The following is a 15,092-nucleotide window of genomic DNA, read 5'->3' as shown; positions in this document are numbered from 1 at the left end:
CTCCTTGCGGTTCCTTCCTTCGGCTGCTTCGCCGCGGCTTCTCCGCCTCGGCGCGCGGGGCCGGGCCCGGCTGGCTAGCGTGACAAGCCGGATCCCCCACCCACCGAACGCGAAGGAGTCAGGACCATGGCCGCACAACCGGAGGGCACACCGTGCTGGGCCGATGCGATGTTCGCCGACGTGGAGGCGGCGAAGAGCTTCTACGGTGACGTGCTGGGCTGGACGTTCGGCGAGGCCGCGACGGAGTTCGGCAGCTACACGCAGGCGTACGCCGACGGCAAGGCGGTCGCCGCCGTGGTGCCCCCGATGCCCGGCCAGGAGAGCCCGGCGGCCTGGTGCCTCTACCTCGCATCGGACGACGCCGTCGCCACCGCCGAGAAGATCCGGGCGAACGGCGGCGAGACGCTGATGGACCCCATGCGGGTCGACCGTTTCGGCACGATGGTGCTGGCCCGCGACCCCGGCGGGGTGGTCTTCGGCGTGTGGCAGGCGGGCGCCCACGAGGGCTTCGAGGCGCAGGGCGTGCCCGGCGCGTACGCCTGGGCCGAGGTCTTCACCCGGGAGCCCGAGAAGTCCGACGCCTTCTTCCCCGCCGTCTTCCCGTACGGCATGGTCAAGGTGGCGGACGAGCACGTCGACTTCCGGCTGTTCAGCATGGGCGACCGGGCGGTCATGGGCCGGATGAGGATGGGCAAGGAGTTCCCGCCCGAGGTGTCGCCGTTCGTGAACGTGTACTTCACGGTCGCGGACTGCGACGCGGCGGTGGAGAAGGCGACCGGCCGCGGCGCGGTGCTGCGGTTCGGCCCGATGACCATGCCGTTCGGCCGGTTCGCGGCGCTGACCGACCCGCAGGGCGCGGCGTTCTCCGTCATCGACATCAACACGACCGAGGGCGAGTTCCCCCGCATGTCCCCGGCGTGACGGACGCCGTACGGGCGTGGCACCGGGGCCGGGCCCTGCCGTGACGCCCGTACGGCGGGCTCCGCCGAGTTGCGCCCCGGCCCCGGGTGGGATTGCTTCGAGGTGGGGAGGGCGGTGGGGCGCGTACGCACGCGTGCCCTTTTCCTCCCCGGTTGGGGGTGAACCTCCGTGCTGTTCGCCGACCGTGTGGACGCGGGACAGCAGCTGGCCGAGGCGCTCCGCCGTCTGGAGCGGGAGAACCCGGTCGTGCTGGGACTGCCCCGTGGCGGAATCCCGGTGGCCTTCCAGGTGGCGCAGACGCTCGGCGCCGAACTCGATGTGATCGTGGTCCGCAAGCTCGGTGTGCCGCACCACGAGGAGGTGGCGTTCGGCGCCATCGGCGAGGGCGGGGTGCGGGTCTTCAACGAGGACGTCGTGGGCCGCCTCCGGTCCGCGCGACAGGATCTCGCGGCGGTGGAGCGGGTCGAGGCGGCCGAGCTGGTGCGGCGGGCGCAGGTGTACCGCGCGGGCCGGCCGCGCATCCCGCTGGCCGGCCGGACGGTGGTCGTCGTGGACGACGGCGTCGCGACCGGCGCCACGGCCGAGGCCGCCTGCCAGGTCGTACGGGCGCAGGGCCCGGCCCGGGTGGTGGCGGCCGTGCCGGTGGCCCCGCCGGATGCGGTCGTACAGCTGCGGCGGAGCGCGGACGAGGTGGTGTGCCTGTCCGTGCCGCGCCTGTTCCACGCCGTCGGCGAGTGGTACCGGGACTTCGAGCAGACCTCCGACGAGGAGGTCGTCACCCTGCTGGCGGAGGCCCGGCAGGGCGGCCGGGTGCCCCCCGGCAGCGACTGACCGGCCGGAGACCGGCTTCCGGGACCGGAAGCCGGACCGGGTCCGGGGCTCAGTCCGCGCAGTACGTGTCCTGCTCGGGCCGCTCCCCCGTCGTCAGGAACGTGGTGACCGTGCGGTCGCCGCAGGCGTTGCCGTTGCCCAGGTAGATGCCGTGTCCGCCGTGGTCGACGGCGACCATCCGGGCCCGGTCGCCGAGCGCCTCGCGCATCTTCAGGGCGCCGGCGTACGGGGTCGACGGGTCCCGCAGGCCCTGGACCATCAGGATGTTGGAGGGTCCCTCGTCGGTGATCCTGGTCGGCCGCTCGGCGGGGGCGTCCTTCCAGAACGCGCACGGGGTGATGTTGGCCGGCAGCCCGGCGGTCAGCGGGTGCTTCGCCCGGTCGGCCGCGACGGCGCGCCGGTAGCCGGGCACGGAGGCCGGCCAGCGCACGTCGTTGCAGATCACACCGATGGTGACCGCCGCGTCCTGGTTGGACAGCGGCCGGTCCAGTCCGGGCGGCAGGACCGGCTTCGCCGCCGGGTCCCCGGCCGCCCGGATCAGCTCCGCCAGCTGCGAAAAGGCGGAGTCGTTGTACAGGGCCATCTGGAGGGCCTGGAGCAGCCGGTTGCCGGTCAGCGGCGTACCGGGCGTGGTGGTCTCCTTCGGTGCGCGGTCCAGCCGCGCGGCCAGGTCCAGCACCAGCGGCCGTACGTCCCGGGCCTCCCGGGCCAGCCGCAGCCCCTCCGCCTCCCGGGCCGGATCCGCGGCCCAGCGCGCGAAGTCGGGGAACCTGACCTCCACGGCCGGTGCCATGTTCGCCATCCAGCCCCGGCTGACCCGCGACGGGTCGGGGTCGCCGCTGCTGTCCAGCACCCAGCGGTCCGTGTGCCGCGGGTACTTCTGCGCGTACACGGCGCCCACGTACGTACCGTACGAGCTGCCCCAGGCCGAGAGTTTCTCCTCGCCCAGCACCTGCCGGAACCGGTCGATGTCCCGTACCTCGTTGGCCGTGGTCAGGCTCCGCAGCATCGCCCCGCCGTTGCGGGCGCACGCCTCGGCGGTGCGGCGGGACCGGGCCACGTTCTCGGTGATCGAGCCGTCGGCGGCGGGCCAGGACCGCATGTGCACCAGGTCCCGGTCCTCCGGTTCGAGCCCGCAGCTCGCCTTCGTGCTGCCGCCGACCCCGCGCGGGTCGAGGCTCACGATGTCGTACCGGCCGCCCATCTCCTGCCGCAGCCGTTCCCCCTTCTTCGCCACCAGGGCCACCCCGGAGGAGCCGGGGCCGCCGGGGATCAGCAGCAGCGTCCCGCGGCGGGCCCCGGGGCGGTCGCTGCGGACCCGGGTCACCGCGATCCGGGCCTGCGGGCCGTCCGGGGCGCGGTAGTCGACCGGTACGGGCAGCTCGGCGCACTCCTGGGCGGCGGGGCCACCGGCGACGGCGCAGGGCTTCCAGTCGAGGGCGGGTAAGGCCGCGTGGGCGGACGGGGTGACGGCCCCGGTGAGGGCGGTGGCGACGACGACGGCGGACAGGGCGGTGAGGGCGACGGACGTGCGGCGAGTTGTCATGGCGCAAGCCTGGCCCGGCCGGGTCGCGCGGCCCATCCGGCAGGCGGGACACCTCGGGGTGGGGGTATCCCCCTGCGGCGATAGCCTGGTGTTCGGAGCAGGCAGGAGAAGAACGCCCATGGGAGCCCGGAACCCCCAAGGTCCCGTCGTCGCGGTGGTCGCGCTCGGCGGTGCGCTGGGAGCGTCCGTCCGGTACGGGGCGAATCTGATCTGGCCCACCGCCCCGGGCGGCTTCCCCTGGACGACACTGGTCGTGAACGTCGTCGGATGCGCGGTGATCGGCGTGTTCATGGTGGTGATCAGCGAGGCATGGGCGGCACACCGGCTGGTGCGGCCGTTCTTCGGTACGGGGGTGCTCGGCGGGTTCACCACGTTCTCCACGTACGCGGTGGACATCGAGCGGCTGATCGACGCCGACCGGGTCCGCACCGGCATGGCGTACCTGGGGCTGACACTGCTCGCGGCCCTCGCGGCGGTGTGGAGCGCGATGTGGGCGACCCGCCGCGTCCTGGCGTGGAGGCAAGCATGACGAGGCCGTACACAGAGTCCCCGGAGCACCCGGAGCACGCACCGCGTACGGAACGGGCGCTGCGCCTGACGGTCCTCGTCGGCGAGTCCGACGTCTGGCACCACAGGCCGGTGTTCACGGAGATCGTGCACCGGGCCCACCGGGCGGGTCTCTCGGGCGCGAGCGTGTTCCGCGGGATCGAGGGCTTCGGGGCCTCGTCGATGATCCACACCCAGCGGCTGCTCTCGCTGAGCGAGGACCTGCCGGTGGTGGTGGTGATCGTGGACGCGGAGGAGCGCGTCCGCGCGTTCCTGCCGCTGATCGAGGAGCTGGTCACGGACGGCGGCCTGGTCCTCCTGGACGAGTGCGAGGTCGTACGCTTCGACTCGGACGACCGGGAACGGGACAGGAAGCGGGACCGGGACCGGTGAACTGGCTGCTGGTGATCATCGGGGCGTCGGTCGGGGCCCCTTTGCGCTATCTGACCGACCGGGCGGTCCAGGCCCGGCACGACACCGTCTTCCCGTGGGGCACCTTCGCGGTCAATGTGGGCGGTTCGCTGGTCCTGGGGCTGCTGACCGGCGCGGTGGCGGCCGGTGCCGCCTCCTCGCACCTCCAGCTGCTGCTCGGTACGGGGCTGTGCGGGGCGCTCACCACGTACTCGACGTTCAGCTACGAGACGCTCCGGCTGGCCGAGGGCGGCGCCAGGTTCTACGCGGTGGCCAACGTGGCGGCGAGCGTGGTCGCGGGGCTGGGCGCCGCGTTCGCCGGTGTCTCGCTCGCGCAGGCGCTCTGGGCGTAGGGCCGGGGGCGGAACGGCCACGGTCGGCGTCCCCTGCCACCGCAATGCGAGGCGATGGCAGAGGGACGCCGTTGAGGAGGGACCGCCGCCGGACGTCGGGCGATTCAACCCGCTCCGCGCCGACAGAGGTCCGTCGGCCGCCGACCCTAGGCGCCCCCTCGTTCCCCCCTCACGCACCACGCCGTCCCCGACCCGGTCCGGTCACTCGACCGGGGGGACCCCGGGGTGGGCCCCAGGGTGTGTTTCGGGATGGACGGAGAGGGTGTAGGTGCAGTCGGTGTCGGGGACGACGACGAGGAGCGGGTGGCCGTTCTTGAGGTGGGCGTGGGCGGCGCGCTGTCCTTCGCGGTCCTGGTACCAGGCGAGGAGTTCGGCGGGCCGGTCGCGGACAGAGACGGGGGTGGGGGCGGCGGGGAGGCGCATGAAGGGCTGGACCCAGGGCGAGCGGCGCGGGTCGGGGTCGAGCCGGTCCACGATCCACAGCGCCTGACCCCCCAGCCACCGCAGCGCGAGAACCGGGGAGATGGTCCGGAAGGTCCCCAGGACGTACTGGGTGGTCTTCCCGGTGCCGTACACCAGCCCCTCGGCAAGCGCCACACACAGGTAACCGGCAGGCTCCGACAGTTGGTTCAGGCCGTCGTTCATGCCGGGCCGTCCATCCACATCACCCACGGACGCTCGACCACCTCGACGAAACCGGTGTGCTCCGGGTGCGCCCGCCAGTGCCCGAACGCCCACTCCTGCGCCTCACCCACGTCCGCGAAAGCGGCGGAACGCGCACCGCACTCCTCGTCGCGGTCGTCCAGCGCCAGACACCGGAACCGGTGCACGGCCGGCGGCGCATCCGGCTCCATGTCGGGCCGCAGCGCCCACTGCACGAACCGGTACCGGTGGACGGTCACAGAATCCTCCCCGCACTGCGGGCATTGCACCGCGCGATCTCGGCCCGCAACCGCTCCTCGGGACTCGGCAGCCGCACGTCCGCCGGCTCCGCCTCCCACTCCGTACCGCCACTGACCGGCCGCAACGACCAGTACGGGCCGGCCACCCCACGGAACTCACCCACCCGGTCGCGATGCCCTATGTCCACCAAGAGCGTTCCACGGGACGGGACTTGAGGGGGTTCCTGCCGATGTGCGGCAGTATTCTCTCCGGACACCGCCGACTCCTCTCCGTAACGGTTCCGCTACCAAGAGGGCTCAGCGTGGCCTAGAGTCCAGAGCGCTTCAACTTGTTGAGCGCGAACGAAAAGTCAGGTGACAGCCGGTGAACCGCAAGGACTTGGACCCCGAGAGCAGTCCAATGGCCGCCTTCGGCGCACGCATTCGCAGCTTGCGCGAGGCCAACGGCTGGAAGCAGGAGGAACTGGCCGCTCACATGGGCTATTCCGGCACGCACATCTCCGCCGTCGAAACTGGCCGCAAGATGCCGACTCTTCGGTTCTCGCGCAGTGCCGACCGGGTTTTCGGGACCGGGGAAACGGCTGACACGTTCGAACGCCAGTGTCGCGCGATCAAGCACGGATCACTGCTGGAGGGCTTCCCGCAGTACGTGGGACACGAGGGCCGCGCAGCAGAGATCCGGCTCTACGAAGTCGGGATCATCCACGGGCTGCTGCAGACACTGGAGTACGCACGGGCGCTGGCGAACAGCGCTGTACGGCGAGGGGCGATCACTCCGGAGCAAGCGGAAGAGCGAGTCTCGTTCCTGGCGGAGCGTCAGGCAGCGTTGGTGCGGCCCCGTCCTCCGACGATGCTGGTAGTGATGGACGAGAGCTGCATCCGCAGGCAGGTCGGCGGGCCCAAGGTCATGGCCGCCCAGCTCGACCGACTGTTGAAGTTCGCCGAACAGCCGAACACCGTGCTCCAGATCGCCCCGTTCGACGGGATGGAGCGGCGTCCGTTCAACCTGCCGATGACCCTGCTGACCCTGCCGGACATGTCCGTGGTCGCGTATGCGGAGTCCCAGATGCGGGGTCACCTGGAGCGCGATACGACCTTGGTGCTCCCCCTGCTGGCGTCCTACCATCAACTACAGGCCGAAGCGCTGTCCCAGGCGGCGTCCGTGGCCATGATTAACGAGGCACGAAAGGGCATCCTGTGACGACCACGACCGATTCCCCCCGCTGGTTCAAGTCTTCGTACAGCGACAACGGCGGCCAGTGCATCGAGGTCGCTGCCAACCTCGTCGCCCCGCACGGCGTGGTCCCCGTCCGCGACTCCAAGAACCCGGGCGGCCCGGTCCTGAACACCTCCCCCACCGCCTTCGCCACCTTCGTGACGGGCGTCAAGGCCGGAGAGTTCGGCACCGTCTGAGACCGACAGGCCCAGCGCACGTGATCCAAGAAGCCCCGCCCTGCGAGCTCTTGAGTCACACTTGTGCCGCAAGGACCTGAACACTCCTGCGGGCGCGGGGAACGGGAGCCTGCCGGTGGATAGGTTGCATCGTGACACCCCGCGTTCGCCGGTGATCTGAATCATTTCTCGGAGAGGCCCCTCTGATGACCGCTGAGACCCTGCAGTTCCACGACCGCAACTTCAAGCTTGCCGTCATCGAGGAGCTCATGTACACCCAGGAACTGCTCACCCCGGCGTTCGACCTCGCAACCTTTGCCCAGGAGCACCAGATCACGTCGACGACGGACGTCTTCGGCTCGACCGAGCCCATCCCGGAAGTCCTCGCCTGGTTCGAGGCGCTTGAGATCCCCGCTGATCTCGCCGACGCCGTCACCTCCATCGATCAGGACGGCGGCAACGAGGTCTACATGGCGATCTGCCCGCAGTGGAGCGGGGAGGACGACACCTTCGACATCACGGACTTCCGCGACGTCGCACTCTTCCCGCACCTCACGGAGATGACCGTGCTCGCCGCGACCGACGAGCAGCTCGCCGAGCTCCGAAACCGCGGCATCGAGGCGGACCTGCTCTAGGTTCTGTCGTCAAATGTCATGCATCAGCCCGAGTAGCGGGAGACGAAGGCTGCTGCCTCGCCGAAAGCCGAAGAGCCGGCCTCCTCAGCACCGCTGGTCACCTGGCTAAGGGCTGTCCCGTAATCCCCGGTGGATCAGCGCGCGGCGTCAGATGCGGTGCATCGCAAGGCGGAGGGGCGTCCGCATACTGGATGTCTTCGGACGTTCCGACAACGCAGCGAGGTGCTGTAGCTGTCGTCGCGCGCCCGCCGGGGATTACGGGACAGCCCTGAGGGCGGGTACCGCGACGAGACTGTCAGAGCCAGGACCTACAGTCCCCGGCATGGCAACCAAACCATCGGAACAATGGCGCGCCCGCCTCAAGAAAGAAACGGCCGATCTCGATGCTGGGAGACTGGCGCCGGACGAAGCCTTCCTGGCGGAGCTCTTCCCTGAGTCGCTCCTGGCGGCGACCGACAGCGCTCTGCTCGCGTTCGAGTCGGACGTGAGCCTTCTCGGGGGCCAGGACGACCAGCAGGTCTTCGAGGCGATCAAACGCGTCGTTCTCGTGCTGAACAAGATCAACGAGGACCACGACGGTGCCGGCTACGAGACCGAAGAGCGCGAAGAGTTGTGCCTCTACATCGAGCAGACCTTGGCAGAGCACGGAATCGATGTACCGGCTCTGGCCGCGAGGCGAGGCATCAACCCCACCGAGATCACCGACGACTGGCGAGACTGGTGACGGTGGCTGTACGGCAGCAATCAGTGGCTGCACAGCGCGTGCCACTCACGTGCCGGACAGCACAGGGAACGGCGGGCGACCGCAGGGCCCTGGACTGCGCCCACCAAGCTGCCGAGCAGCCGAGTGCCGGCCGCAGCGGAGTGCCGGCCGCAGCCGTGAACGAGTGGCTGTGACCAGCGCTGCCGCAACGCCCCTCAGACGACGTCGAATTCGTTGCCCTCGGGGTCGTGCATGGCGGCGGCATAGAGCCCCATGTCCGGCTCGTTCTTGATCCGCAGCACGGTGGCACCGGCGTTGACCAGCCGTTCCACCGTGGCCTCGACCCGCTGTGCGCGGACGTCCAGCGGGACGTCCCGGCCCCCACCGACCTTCAGGTCGAAGTGCCACCGGTTCTTGGCGGCCTTCGGCTCCGGAACCTGCTGGAACCACACCCTCGGCCCACGTCCCGCGGGATCGATGATCGACTCCGGAATGTCCCCGGCACCGGCCGGCAATTCTTCCTCGGGCACCCCCGCCGCCGCCCAGTAAGCACGCCACGTGGCGTGCCCGCCCGGTGGGGGCTCGGGCACATAGCCCAGGGCCTCGGCCCAGAAGGTCACCATTCTCTGCGGGTCGGAGCAGTCGATCGTCAGCTGCACTGTCATCTCCATGCGCGCAGCATCCCAGGCAGGTCTGACAGACGATCCACTTTCGCAACCCGCTCTGCCGATCGTTTCAGAATGATGTCCGGAGTCGTCTCAAGCAGATGATGCTGCAGGCGAGTTGGAGCAGCCCCACCACATGTGGATCGGCTCGTATCCCGTGTCTCATGGGCGGCGACGGTACGGTGGCCGAGGACGAGATCGCGGAAGACTTGGTGCCGCCCTGCGGGGAAATGCGGGGGCAAGGCCTGCCCGGCGACCGCTCCACGGGCTTCGAGGCGGCCGGGCGGCGAGCGGCGCGTGGTTCAAGCGGAGGGGGTGCCGCTGGTGCGACCGGGCGATCAGCTGTCTTCCACTGTCCGGAAGGTCAGGCAGACGACGACGGTGTGATCATCGACCGGGGTGCCCGCACGGTCCCAGAAACGGCGGTGCACATCGCGCCAGGCCTCAAGAGACGCGTCCCCCTCCCCCTCGGCCCTGGCGTGCTCCCAGGTGACATCGCCAAACGGCTTCACTTCTACGCCGATGAACTCCAGGGTGGCGACGCACCGGCCCTCATTGTCCAGGAGGGCCTGCCGCTCACCGATGTACTCCAGGCCCTCGGCCTCTTCTGCGTACTCGTCGAGCAGACAGGTCGTAGCGGTCTTGGCGCCCGTCAGAACCAGAGAGTTGAGCATGTCCCGCATGTCACCGGGGAGTCCCAGCTCCAGCGCACGCATACCGTTGACTCGCGGCCACATCGTCCCGCCCTCTCACCTCAGTGCAGCCCTCCGGCCCACAGGCGGCACGCCCGTGATCATATGCCCAGCTCACCGCCCTGCGGCGCGACCGGACCGAACCGGCCCAGCGTCCACTGCCACCGAAGATCAGCGCCGTGATCAACGCTGACACCAAGCTCGCAGCACATGGTTCGGACAGCGCTGCTCGCCGCACTCCCCGCACTCGTACGCGAGAAGGAACGCCGGACGACCGACGAAACCGACCAGCACTGCGTCCACACGGTCGACCTCACCACCTGGTGACAGCCGACCGACCGACGACGAGCCCAAGAGGGGGTGCCCCCCAGCACTCGCAGACAGAGCACTGATTCGTTACCTTCAACTCGCTTCAGATGACGCATACTTCGGGCGGAAGTGGTCACGAATCCCGTAGGGGGACCGACTTGTGAGTTCAGCACTCCCGACAATCATCGTCGTGTTCTTCCTCGTCGCGCTGGCGGCGTGGATCGTATCCGCAGTGGTGGGCGGCCGGAAGGACAACAACGGTGGCAGCTGACCGCCCTCGGTGTCCGCATCGCTCGTACCACTGAATTTGAATGCGTGGTGTCGGCCGGTGAGTGGCGCGCTCGTCGTTGTCTCTTTGGTCACCAACGGCCCAGGTGTCATCAGTGGACGATGGACACGACCTGGCATGCAGCCTCGGCGAGTCGGTGCTCTCCCCGGACACGGGCCAGGCCAAGGGCAGTGGCGGGATCGATGCCACGTGTGCACAGGCGCCAGGCGGATTCTGCATTCAGGGACACCGATGCGGTCGGCCGACCGCTGGGCGGGTCGACCAGTGACCAGCGCTCCGTGGTGGCGGTGACGGTCCACGTGCCGCCGGCCGCCCCCTCGACGATCACTTCGATCTGGGTCCCGACCGGTGCTGTCGTATTTCGCAGGGTGTGAGGCAGGGCCCGCATGAAGGTGTCCAGGACCGTGGACAAGGCATGCGGTTCGGGGTCGGTGTCGCGGCCGATGGCGTGGCGGAGCTGCTGCCGGTGGGTCCAGTGCTCGGTGAACTCCCGGGCGATGTCCAGCCATCCTGGCGCCGGGTCGACTCCTGCCCATGACACACCCAGTGCGGGCGCTTCGAGATCGGCAGTGGCGAATCGATCGGCGAGCTGTATCCCGGCCGCCTGCAGGGCATCGACGAGCGAATCGGGGCTGTCACCAGCGCGGAGGTCGACCCATTCCTGATTGGTGCGATGGATGAAGGCCTCCAGCGTCTCGCCCGGCATGAAGGCCCCCCGGGATCCGCCTGGGCTACGGTCGAGGCGGCCGCAGTAGCCGCCGAGGATGTGGGCGGCAAGGTCATGCACAGTCCAGCGCGGAAATACCGTCCTGCTCCAGTCAGCGGGCCGCAGGCCACGCAAGGTGCCGACCAACGCCTCCAGCTCGGGACCGAACAACGGGCGAGCGTCGATCGGGTCTCCCAGCCAGGAAGTACCGGACGTGCCGTTGGATTGGGAACTCACGGTCAAAGCCTGTCAGCCGGGAGCCTCGGCCTGCCATCGAATACTCCCCGGTGGAACGGAGCTCGTGCCTCAGCCGTCCGGGATCGGACCGGTGCCGGCCAGGCCCGACATCACCCAATCAAGTTAAGTAGCCTCCCGGCATGACCGATGAAGCTGCCGTGTGGCACCGGCTCGCCGCCCTGCTGCCATCCGACGACGCCCAGGACGTCATGGACTCCTGGAACATCGGTGAACAGGAAGGCGGCCTCGAACTGCTCGTCTCCGCCCTCCTACGACACCAAGTGCCCATGGACGAGACCACCCGGGCCGAGATCGCCGTCGTCTGCGAAGCCTGGGGAATGTGGCCCCTTCCCCTTGAGCCACGCCTCTCCCAGTGTCCCGGCAGCGGAACCGTCTCGGCCCTGTGCCTGATCGAGAACACGGCCGGTACCCCCCTGCCCGCAACCACGGTTGGCCTGGCCGACCAGCTCCTCCTGGTCCCCTGGATCAGCTGCACACCGTGCGGCCAGACCCTGGCCCGCGCCCACACCCGCGAGCCCTGGGGCGAGCTGTCCCACACCCCTGAGCACTACGTCGTCCTGGACACCGACCAGGGCACCGCCCTCCGCCTCTTCCCCCGGGGAGACGGCTGGGAAGCGCTGACGGCGCTCCGCGGCTCATGCGAAGAGCAGGAACCCGCGCAGCCGTGAGGAACGACCGCTGAGCCGGCCTGTCGCCGCAGCTGGAGGCGTGCTCAACGCCTTGCAGGGACTGGGCAGACCGGCTCGGTTGTCTGCCCGTGCAAGTACATAGAGCGTTCTCGTCGGCTGAAGTCCCGGCCGACGGCTCGACAGATTCGTTTGCCGGCCTCAGCCGCATGCTGCTCGTGGCTTCGTCGGTGGGGCTGATGCGGTGAGCTTGGACAGCCAGGAGTGAGGCCAGGAGAGGGTTGGTACCGATCAGGGCGAAGGAGGCTCGCCCATTGCGTGCGCGTGTGACTGGGCCCCTCCTCCGCCTCGCCAGGCGAGGCGGAGGCGCCAGGCGATCCCTCCGCAGCTCTGTCCTGTGGGACGTGCGCTGGAGCGACAGTCTGTTTTCCTCGGCGAAAGATGTGCTCAGGTCAGGGGGGCCAAGAGGGCGATCTCCCTGCCGAAACCGACCACGAGCCGACCGTCCGGTGCCGCAAGGAGCGCCTGGACAGGAGAGGGGAACGCAAGTGGTGAGGCGATCTCGGCGCCGGTGGCAAGGTCGCGCACCGATACTTCCTCGCTGCCACATGTTGTGATCAGGTATGGGCTGTTGCCGTTCGCTACCGTCGTCATGCCGTGCACGGTTCCGGCAGGGCAGGGCAGTGGTTCGCCGATCTGCTTGCAGTCAAGCAGGCTCCAGGTTCGGACCGTGGCGTCCCGGCCGGCGGTGACTGCGACGGGATGCCCGTTCATCGCGGTGGTGCTCAGCGACGTCACCCAGTCGGTGTGGCCGGTCAGTGGTTCGCCGATCTGTCGGCCGGTGGTCAAATCCCACAGGCGCACGGTCTTGTCCCAGCTGCCGGTCACTGCCAACGCACGCCCGTCCGCGTGGGCGGTGGCGAGAGCGGTGATGCGGCTGGTGTGGCCTGTGAGAGGTGGGCCGAATGGCCGCCCGGTCGCAAGGTCCCATACGTGTGCGGTGCCGTCCGAGCCGCCGGTCACCGCAACGGATCGCCCTTCGACCTGTGCGGTGGCCATGGTCAGGATCCTGCCGGTGTGTCCGGCAAGGGGCCGGCCGATCTCCTGGCCGGAGGCCAGGTCCCACCGACGAATCGTGGCATCCGGAGCCGCGGTCACCACGACGGCACACCCGTCCACCTCCGCCGCCACCATGGCGCAGACCTCAGTGGCGATGTGCTCGGCGACAGGTGCTCCGCCGGCCAAGTCCCACGCGCGCACGGTCTCGTCCGCCCCGGCTGTGACGACGACCGGCCTGCCGTGCAGGGTGGTCGTGGCTGCGGCCAGCACCGCTTCGTCATGACCACCGAAGACGGGGCGGTGCCCGCCCCTGCCCTGTCCGAGATCCCAGACGCGCACGGTGCAGTCCGCCCCAGCGGTAACGGCAACCGGACGCCCGTCCACGGTCGCTGTCGCGACATCCCACACCTGCGCGGTGTGCCCGTTCAACGGCCCGCCGATTTGCCTCCCCGTGGCCACATCCCATACACGCACCGTCCGGTCCAGGCCGGCGGTCACAGCCACTACCCGCTCGTCCACCGCCACCGCGGCCGCTGCCCGGACCCGGTCCGTGTGCCCGGCAAGCCGCTCTCCCACCGCCGCGCCCGTGGTCGCATCCCACAACCGCACCCCATGATCTGCGTCGGTGGCCAGCCAAAGCGCTCGTCCCCCGACGACACCTGTCCCCACCACACTCGCAGAACGCAGTCGAGCGATCACATCCTCACCCAGGACTGCGGCGGGATGAGCAAGTTGCCATACCCGGTATTCCTGGCTCCTGCCTTCGTGAGGCAGCCGGATCGGCTGTCCGCACAGCGCAGCGGTCCGCACCCCCCATCCGGTCTCGCCGATCCGGCACCCCTTGACCCGATCCCACACACGCAGCGACCCGCCGGGTCCCCGCACCAGGCTGACTGGCCGTCCCTCTGCTTCCACAAGATGGGAAACAGCCACCACCTCGCCACACGGACGTCCGCAAGCAGCGGCCAGGTCGCCCATGACAGTCACCGCTGTTTCACCATCGTGGAAGCCATCGATGCCGAAAGCGTCGAATGCGACAGCGACCAGTTGTCCGTCGACCACCACCGCTGAAGCGGGTGCATCGGACAGATCCCCGGCGTCGTCCACCGGCGCCGACTCCAGCACATCGCCGGCCCAATCCCAGACCCTTGCCACACCACCGAGCTCAGCGCTCACAGCAACCGGGTCTTCATCGGGGCCGTTCAGGATCCGTGCCGGCAGTGACGAGCCGATCTCGTCACCAGTGGCAACGCTCCACAAGCGCAGGGTCCTGTCGTTCTCGACAGTCAGCACCACGCCCAGGCCGTCCCACTCCGTCACGTCCACGACGCGGACACATTCACCGGTCGGGGACCCATCCGCCAGATCGAGCAGAAGCACCCGCTCTTCACCGTGGAGCTGCTCGAGCAGCAGGGCAACGTCGCGGCCGTCCACCGCAGCCGTGGCGACGTATGCCACCTCGGCGGTCTGCGACGTCCATGTGTCCGTGCGACAGATCAGCGGTACGCAGACCTCCCGGCCCGCGGCAAGGTCCCACACCCGAACACTGTTGTCCCGGCTTCCTGTCACAGCGACCGCACGACCACCGGCAACGGCGGTGGCGACGGTCGTCACCCAGCCCTCGTGACCAGTCAGCGTCCGCAGCAGGCGCACGTCCGCCAGCGAGCCCGTCGCCCATGCCACCTGCCAGCCAACAGGCCGCTCCCCCGGCACGTCCACCGCCGCGAACCGAGCCGCCAGGACTCGCTCACCAAACCTCGCCGCGTCCACCGCGAGCACAAACCGCCGTTGTCCCGCATTCTGCTTCCGGTGCACCTCGGCCGAAGCCCGGTACACCACCGCCGCCGCCCCCTCCCCCAGACTCACGGCATCATCCAGCACCGCAAACACCTCCCGCGGGTCCGCGTTCACCAGCCACGCAGGATCTGTCAACAACCCGCCAACAGAGGTGGGTTGACCATGCTCGCCATCACCTTGAAGGTCACCATCCATAAACCCGCACCGTAGCCACCCCCACTGACACCTCCCGGGAGAATCCCGTCACAAGAACAGGTATTTCCACCACACCCATGACCGGGAACACCCTCACGCACCAGCGGATCCGGAGCCGTTTCAGGCCGCCTGGTCAGCCCGCCGGGTCGGGATGGGGTTGGCGGCAGGGGGTGCACAGGCCGTCGCGGAACGCTTCGGGGCGTCCGGGTACGCCGCATTCGGTGCACTCGACCATCAGCAGACGGCGTACGGGCGC

The 15,092-nt window shown here is 69.5% G+C and carries 17 protein-coding genes and 1 pseudogene; 10 read left to right on the top strand and 8 right to left on the bottom strand.

Annotated features, from left to right (window positions below; all coding sequences use genetic code 11):
- The first annotated feature begins 126 nt into the window (after positions 1-126).
- Together ACWCXX_RS28865 and ACWCXX_RS28860 are read left to right on the top strand one after the other, a co-directional pair.
- Positions 127-921 carry a VOC family protein gene (locus ACWCXX_RS28865; protein WP_451132241.1) on the top strand — a complete coding sequence of 265 codons (795 nt, stop codon included), beginning with the start codon at positions 127-129 and terminating at the stop codon, positions 919-921.
- A 168-nt stretch (positions 922-1,089) separates the two neighbouring features.
- Positions 1,090-1,716, top strand: a pseudogene (locus ACWCXX_RS28860) (phosphoribosyltransferase); the annotation flags it as partial.
- An 85-nt stretch (positions 1,717-1,801) separates the two neighbouring features.
- On the opposite strand, the gene ACWCXX_RS28855 reads toward ACWCXX_RS28860, so the two are convergent.
- On the bottom strand, positions 1,802-3,298 hold the full coding sequence (locus ACWCXX_RS28855; protein WP_451132239.1) for an alpha/beta hydrolase: 1,497 nt from the start codon (positions 3,296-3,298) through the stop codon (positions 1,802-1,804).
- A gap of 118 nt (positions 3,299-3,416) precedes the next feature.
- Here ACWCXX_RS28855 and crcB (ACWCXX_RS28850) point away from each other — a divergent pair, with 118 nt between their 5' ends.
- The 3 genes from crcB (ACWCXX_RS28850) to crcB (ACWCXX_RS28840) are packed head-to-tail and all read left to right on the top strand — an operon-like array spanning position 3,417 to position 4,608.
- Positions 3,417-3,827 (top strand): fluoride efflux transporter CrcB, encoded by a 411-nt coding sequence (crcB, locus tag ACWCXX_RS28850; protein ID WP_451132237.1) that lies wholly within the window; start codon positions 3,417-3,419, stop codon positions 3,825-3,827.
- The gene (locus ACWCXX_RS28845) at positions 3,824-4,237 is read left to right on the top strand and encodes a DUF190 domain-containing protein (RefSeq protein WP_451132235.1); all 414 of its coding nucleotides are present in this window, start codon (positions 3,824-3,826) and stop codon (positions 4,235-4,237) included. Before crcB (ACWCXX_RS28850) ends, ACWCXX_RS28845 begins: the two co-directional genes overlap by 4 nt.
- Positions 4,234-4,608 (top strand): fluoride efflux transporter CrcB, encoded by a 375-nt coding sequence (crcB, locus tag ACWCXX_RS28840; RefSeq protein WP_451132233.1) that lies wholly within the window; start codon positions 4,234-4,236, stop codon positions 4,606-4,608. Before ACWCXX_RS28845 ends, crcB (ACWCXX_RS28840) begins: the two co-directional genes overlap by 4 nt.
- 201 nt (positions 4,609-4,809) lie before the next feature.
- On the opposite strand, the gene ACWCXX_RS28835 is transcribed toward crcB (ACWCXX_RS28840), so the two are convergent.
- From ACWCXX_RS28835 to ACWCXX_RS28825, 3 genes are read right to left on the bottom strand one after another with little or no spacing between them, the layout of a single operon-like run.
- Positions 4,810-5,253 carry a hypothetical protein gene (locus tag ACWCXX_RS28835; protein ID WP_451132232.1) on the bottom strand — a complete coding sequence of 148 codons (444 nt, stop codon included), beginning with the start codon at positions 5,251-5,253 and terminating at the stop codon, positions 4,810-4,812.
- Entirely contained in the window at positions 5,250-5,510 is a 261-nt protein-coding gene (locus ACWCXX_RS28830; RefSeq protein WP_451132230.1) for a DUF7848 domain-containing protein, read from the bottom strand. Before ACWCXX_RS28830 ends, ACWCXX_RS28835 begins: the two co-directional genes overlap by 4 nt.
- Positions 5,507-5,767: a hypothetical protein gene (locus ACWCXX_RS28825; RefSeq protein WP_451132228.1), complete on the bottom strand. Its 261-nt coding sequence runs from the start codon at positions 5,765-5,767 to the stop codon at positions 5,507-5,509. The genes ACWCXX_RS28830 and ACWCXX_RS28825 overlap by 4 nt, the downstream gene beginning before the upstream one ends.
- 107 nt (positions 5,768-5,874) lie before the next feature.
- Here ACWCXX_RS28825 and ACWCXX_RS28820 point away from each other — a divergent pair, with 107 nt between their 5' ends.
- The 4 genes from ACWCXX_RS28820 (at position 5,875) to ACWCXX_RS28805 (ending at position 8,261) form a co-directional block, all read left to right on the top strand.
- On the top strand, positions 5,875-6,711 hold the full coding sequence (locus ACWCXX_RS28820) for a helix-turn-helix domain-containing protein (RefSeq protein ID WP_451132227.1): 837 nt from the start codon (positions 5,875-5,877) through the stop codon (positions 6,709-6,711).
- Positions 6,708-6,923: a DUF397 domain-containing protein gene (locus ACWCXX_RS28815; protein WP_451132225.1), complete on the top strand. Its 216-nt coding sequence runs from the start codon at positions 6,708-6,710 to the stop codon at positions 6,921-6,923. The genes ACWCXX_RS28820 and ACWCXX_RS28815 overlap by 4 nt, the downstream gene beginning before the upstream one ends.
- A gap of 185 nt (positions 6,924-7,108) precedes the next feature.
- Complete coding sequence (locus ACWCXX_RS28810) at positions 7,109-7,537, top strand: DUF6892 domain-containing protein (RefSeq protein WP_451132223.1); 429 nt, start codon at positions 7,109-7,111, stop codon at positions 7,535-7,537.
- A 322-nt stretch (positions 7,538-7,859) separates the two neighbouring features.
- Positions 7,860-8,261 carry a hypothetical protein gene (locus tag ACWCXX_RS28805; protein ID WP_451132221.1) on the top strand — a complete coding sequence of 134 codons (402 nt, stop codon included), beginning with the start codon at positions 7,860-7,862 and terminating at the stop codon, positions 8,259-8,261.
- A 194-nt stretch (positions 8,262-8,455) separates the two neighbouring features.
- Here ACWCXX_RS28805 and ACWCXX_RS28800 read toward each other — a convergent pair whose 3' ends face one another.
- The 3 genes from ACWCXX_RS28800 to ACWCXX_RS28790 form a co-directional block, all read right to left on the bottom strand.
- A complete protein-coding gene (locus tag ACWCXX_RS28800; protein WP_451132219.1) occupies positions 8,456-8,911 on the bottom strand; it encodes a VOC family protein in 456 nt (151 codons plus the stop codon).
- 332 nt (positions 8,912-9,243) lie between these two features.
- The gene (locus ACWCXX_RS28795) at positions 9,244-9,621 is read right to left on the bottom strand and encodes an ASCH domain-containing protein (protein ID WP_451132217.1); all 378 of its coding nucleotides are present in this window, start codon (positions 9,619-9,621) and stop codon (positions 9,244-9,246) included.
- A gap of 665 nt (positions 9,622-10,286) precedes the next feature.
- Positions 10,287-11,138: a maleylpyruvate isomerase family mycothiol-dependent enzyme gene (locus ACWCXX_RS28790; protein WP_451132216.1), complete on the bottom strand. Its 852-nt coding sequence runs from the start codon at positions 11,136-11,138 to the stop codon at positions 10,287-10,289.
- Between the two features lie 140 nt (positions 11,139-11,278).
- On the opposite strand from ACWCXX_RS28790, the gene ACWCXX_RS28785 reads away from it, so the two are divergent.
- Complete coding sequence (locus tag ACWCXX_RS28785; RefSeq protein ID WP_451132214.1) at positions 11,279-11,827, top strand: hypothetical protein; 549 nt, start codon at positions 11,279-11,281, stop codon at positions 11,825-11,827.
- A 405-nt stretch (positions 11,828-12,232) separates the two neighbouring features.
- Here the strand turns inward: ACWCXX_RS28785 and ACWCXX_RS28780 are convergent, their stop codons facing one another.
- Positions 12,233-14,836 carry a WD40 repeat domain-containing protein gene (locus ACWCXX_RS28780; RefSeq protein WP_451132213.1) on the bottom strand — a complete coding sequence of 868 codons (2,604 nt, stop codon included), beginning with the start codon at positions 14,834-14,836 and terminating at the stop codon, positions 12,233-12,235.
- Between the last annotated feature and the right edge of the window lie 256 nt (positions 14,837-15,092).

The sequence above is a fragment of the Streptomyces sp. NPDC001732 genome (genome assembly GCF_053596315.1).
This window is presented reverse-complemented; position numbering and strand designations above follow the sequence as displayed.

Bases quoted from the DNA above. Each gene is read 5' to 3' on its own strand.
- ACWCXX_RS28865 (WP_451132241.1), top strand. From the start codon at position 127: ATGGCCGCACAACCGGAGGGCACACCGTGCTGGGCCGATGCGATGTTC.
- ACWCXX_RS28855 (WP_451132239.1), bottom strand. From the start codon at position 3,298: ATGACAACTCGCCGCACGTCCGTCGCCCTCACCGCCCTGTCCGCCGTC.
- crcB (WP_451132237.1), top strand. From the start codon at position 3,417: ATGGGAGCCCGGAACCCCCAAGGTCCCGTCGTCGCGGTGGTCGCGCTC.
- ACWCXX_RS28845 (WP_451132235.1), top strand. From the start codon at position 3,824: ATGACGAGGCCGTACACAGAGTCCCCGGAGCACCCGGAGCACGCACCG.
- ACWCXX_RS28835 (WP_451132232.1), bottom strand. From the start codon at position 5,253: ATGAACGACGGCCTGAACCAACTGTCGGAGCCTGCCGGTTACCTGTGT.
- ACWCXX_RS28810 (WP_451132223.1), top strand. From the start codon at position 7,109: ATGACCGCTGAGACCCTGCAGTTCCACGACCGCAACTTCAAGCTTGCC.
- ACWCXX_RS28805 (WP_451132221.1), top strand. From the start codon at position 7,860: ATGGCAACCAAACCATCGGAACAATGGCGCGCCCGCCTCAAGAAAGAA.
- ACWCXX_RS28800 (WP_451132219.1), bottom strand. From the start codon at position 8,911: ATGGAGATGACAGTGCAGCTGACGATCGACTGCTCCGACCCGCAGAGA.
- ACWCXX_RS28795 (WP_451132217.1), bottom strand. From the start codon at position 9,621: ATGCGTGCGCTGGAGCTGGGACTCCCCGGTGACATGCGGGACATGCTC.
- ACWCXX_RS28785 (WP_451132214.1), top strand. From the start codon at position 11,279: ATGACCGATGAAGCTGCCGTGTGGCACCGGCTCGCCGCCCTGCTGCCA.
- ACWCXX_RS28780 (WP_451132213.1), bottom strand. From the start codon at position 14,836: ATGGATGGTGACCTTCAAGGTGATGGCGAGCATGGTCAACCCACCTCT.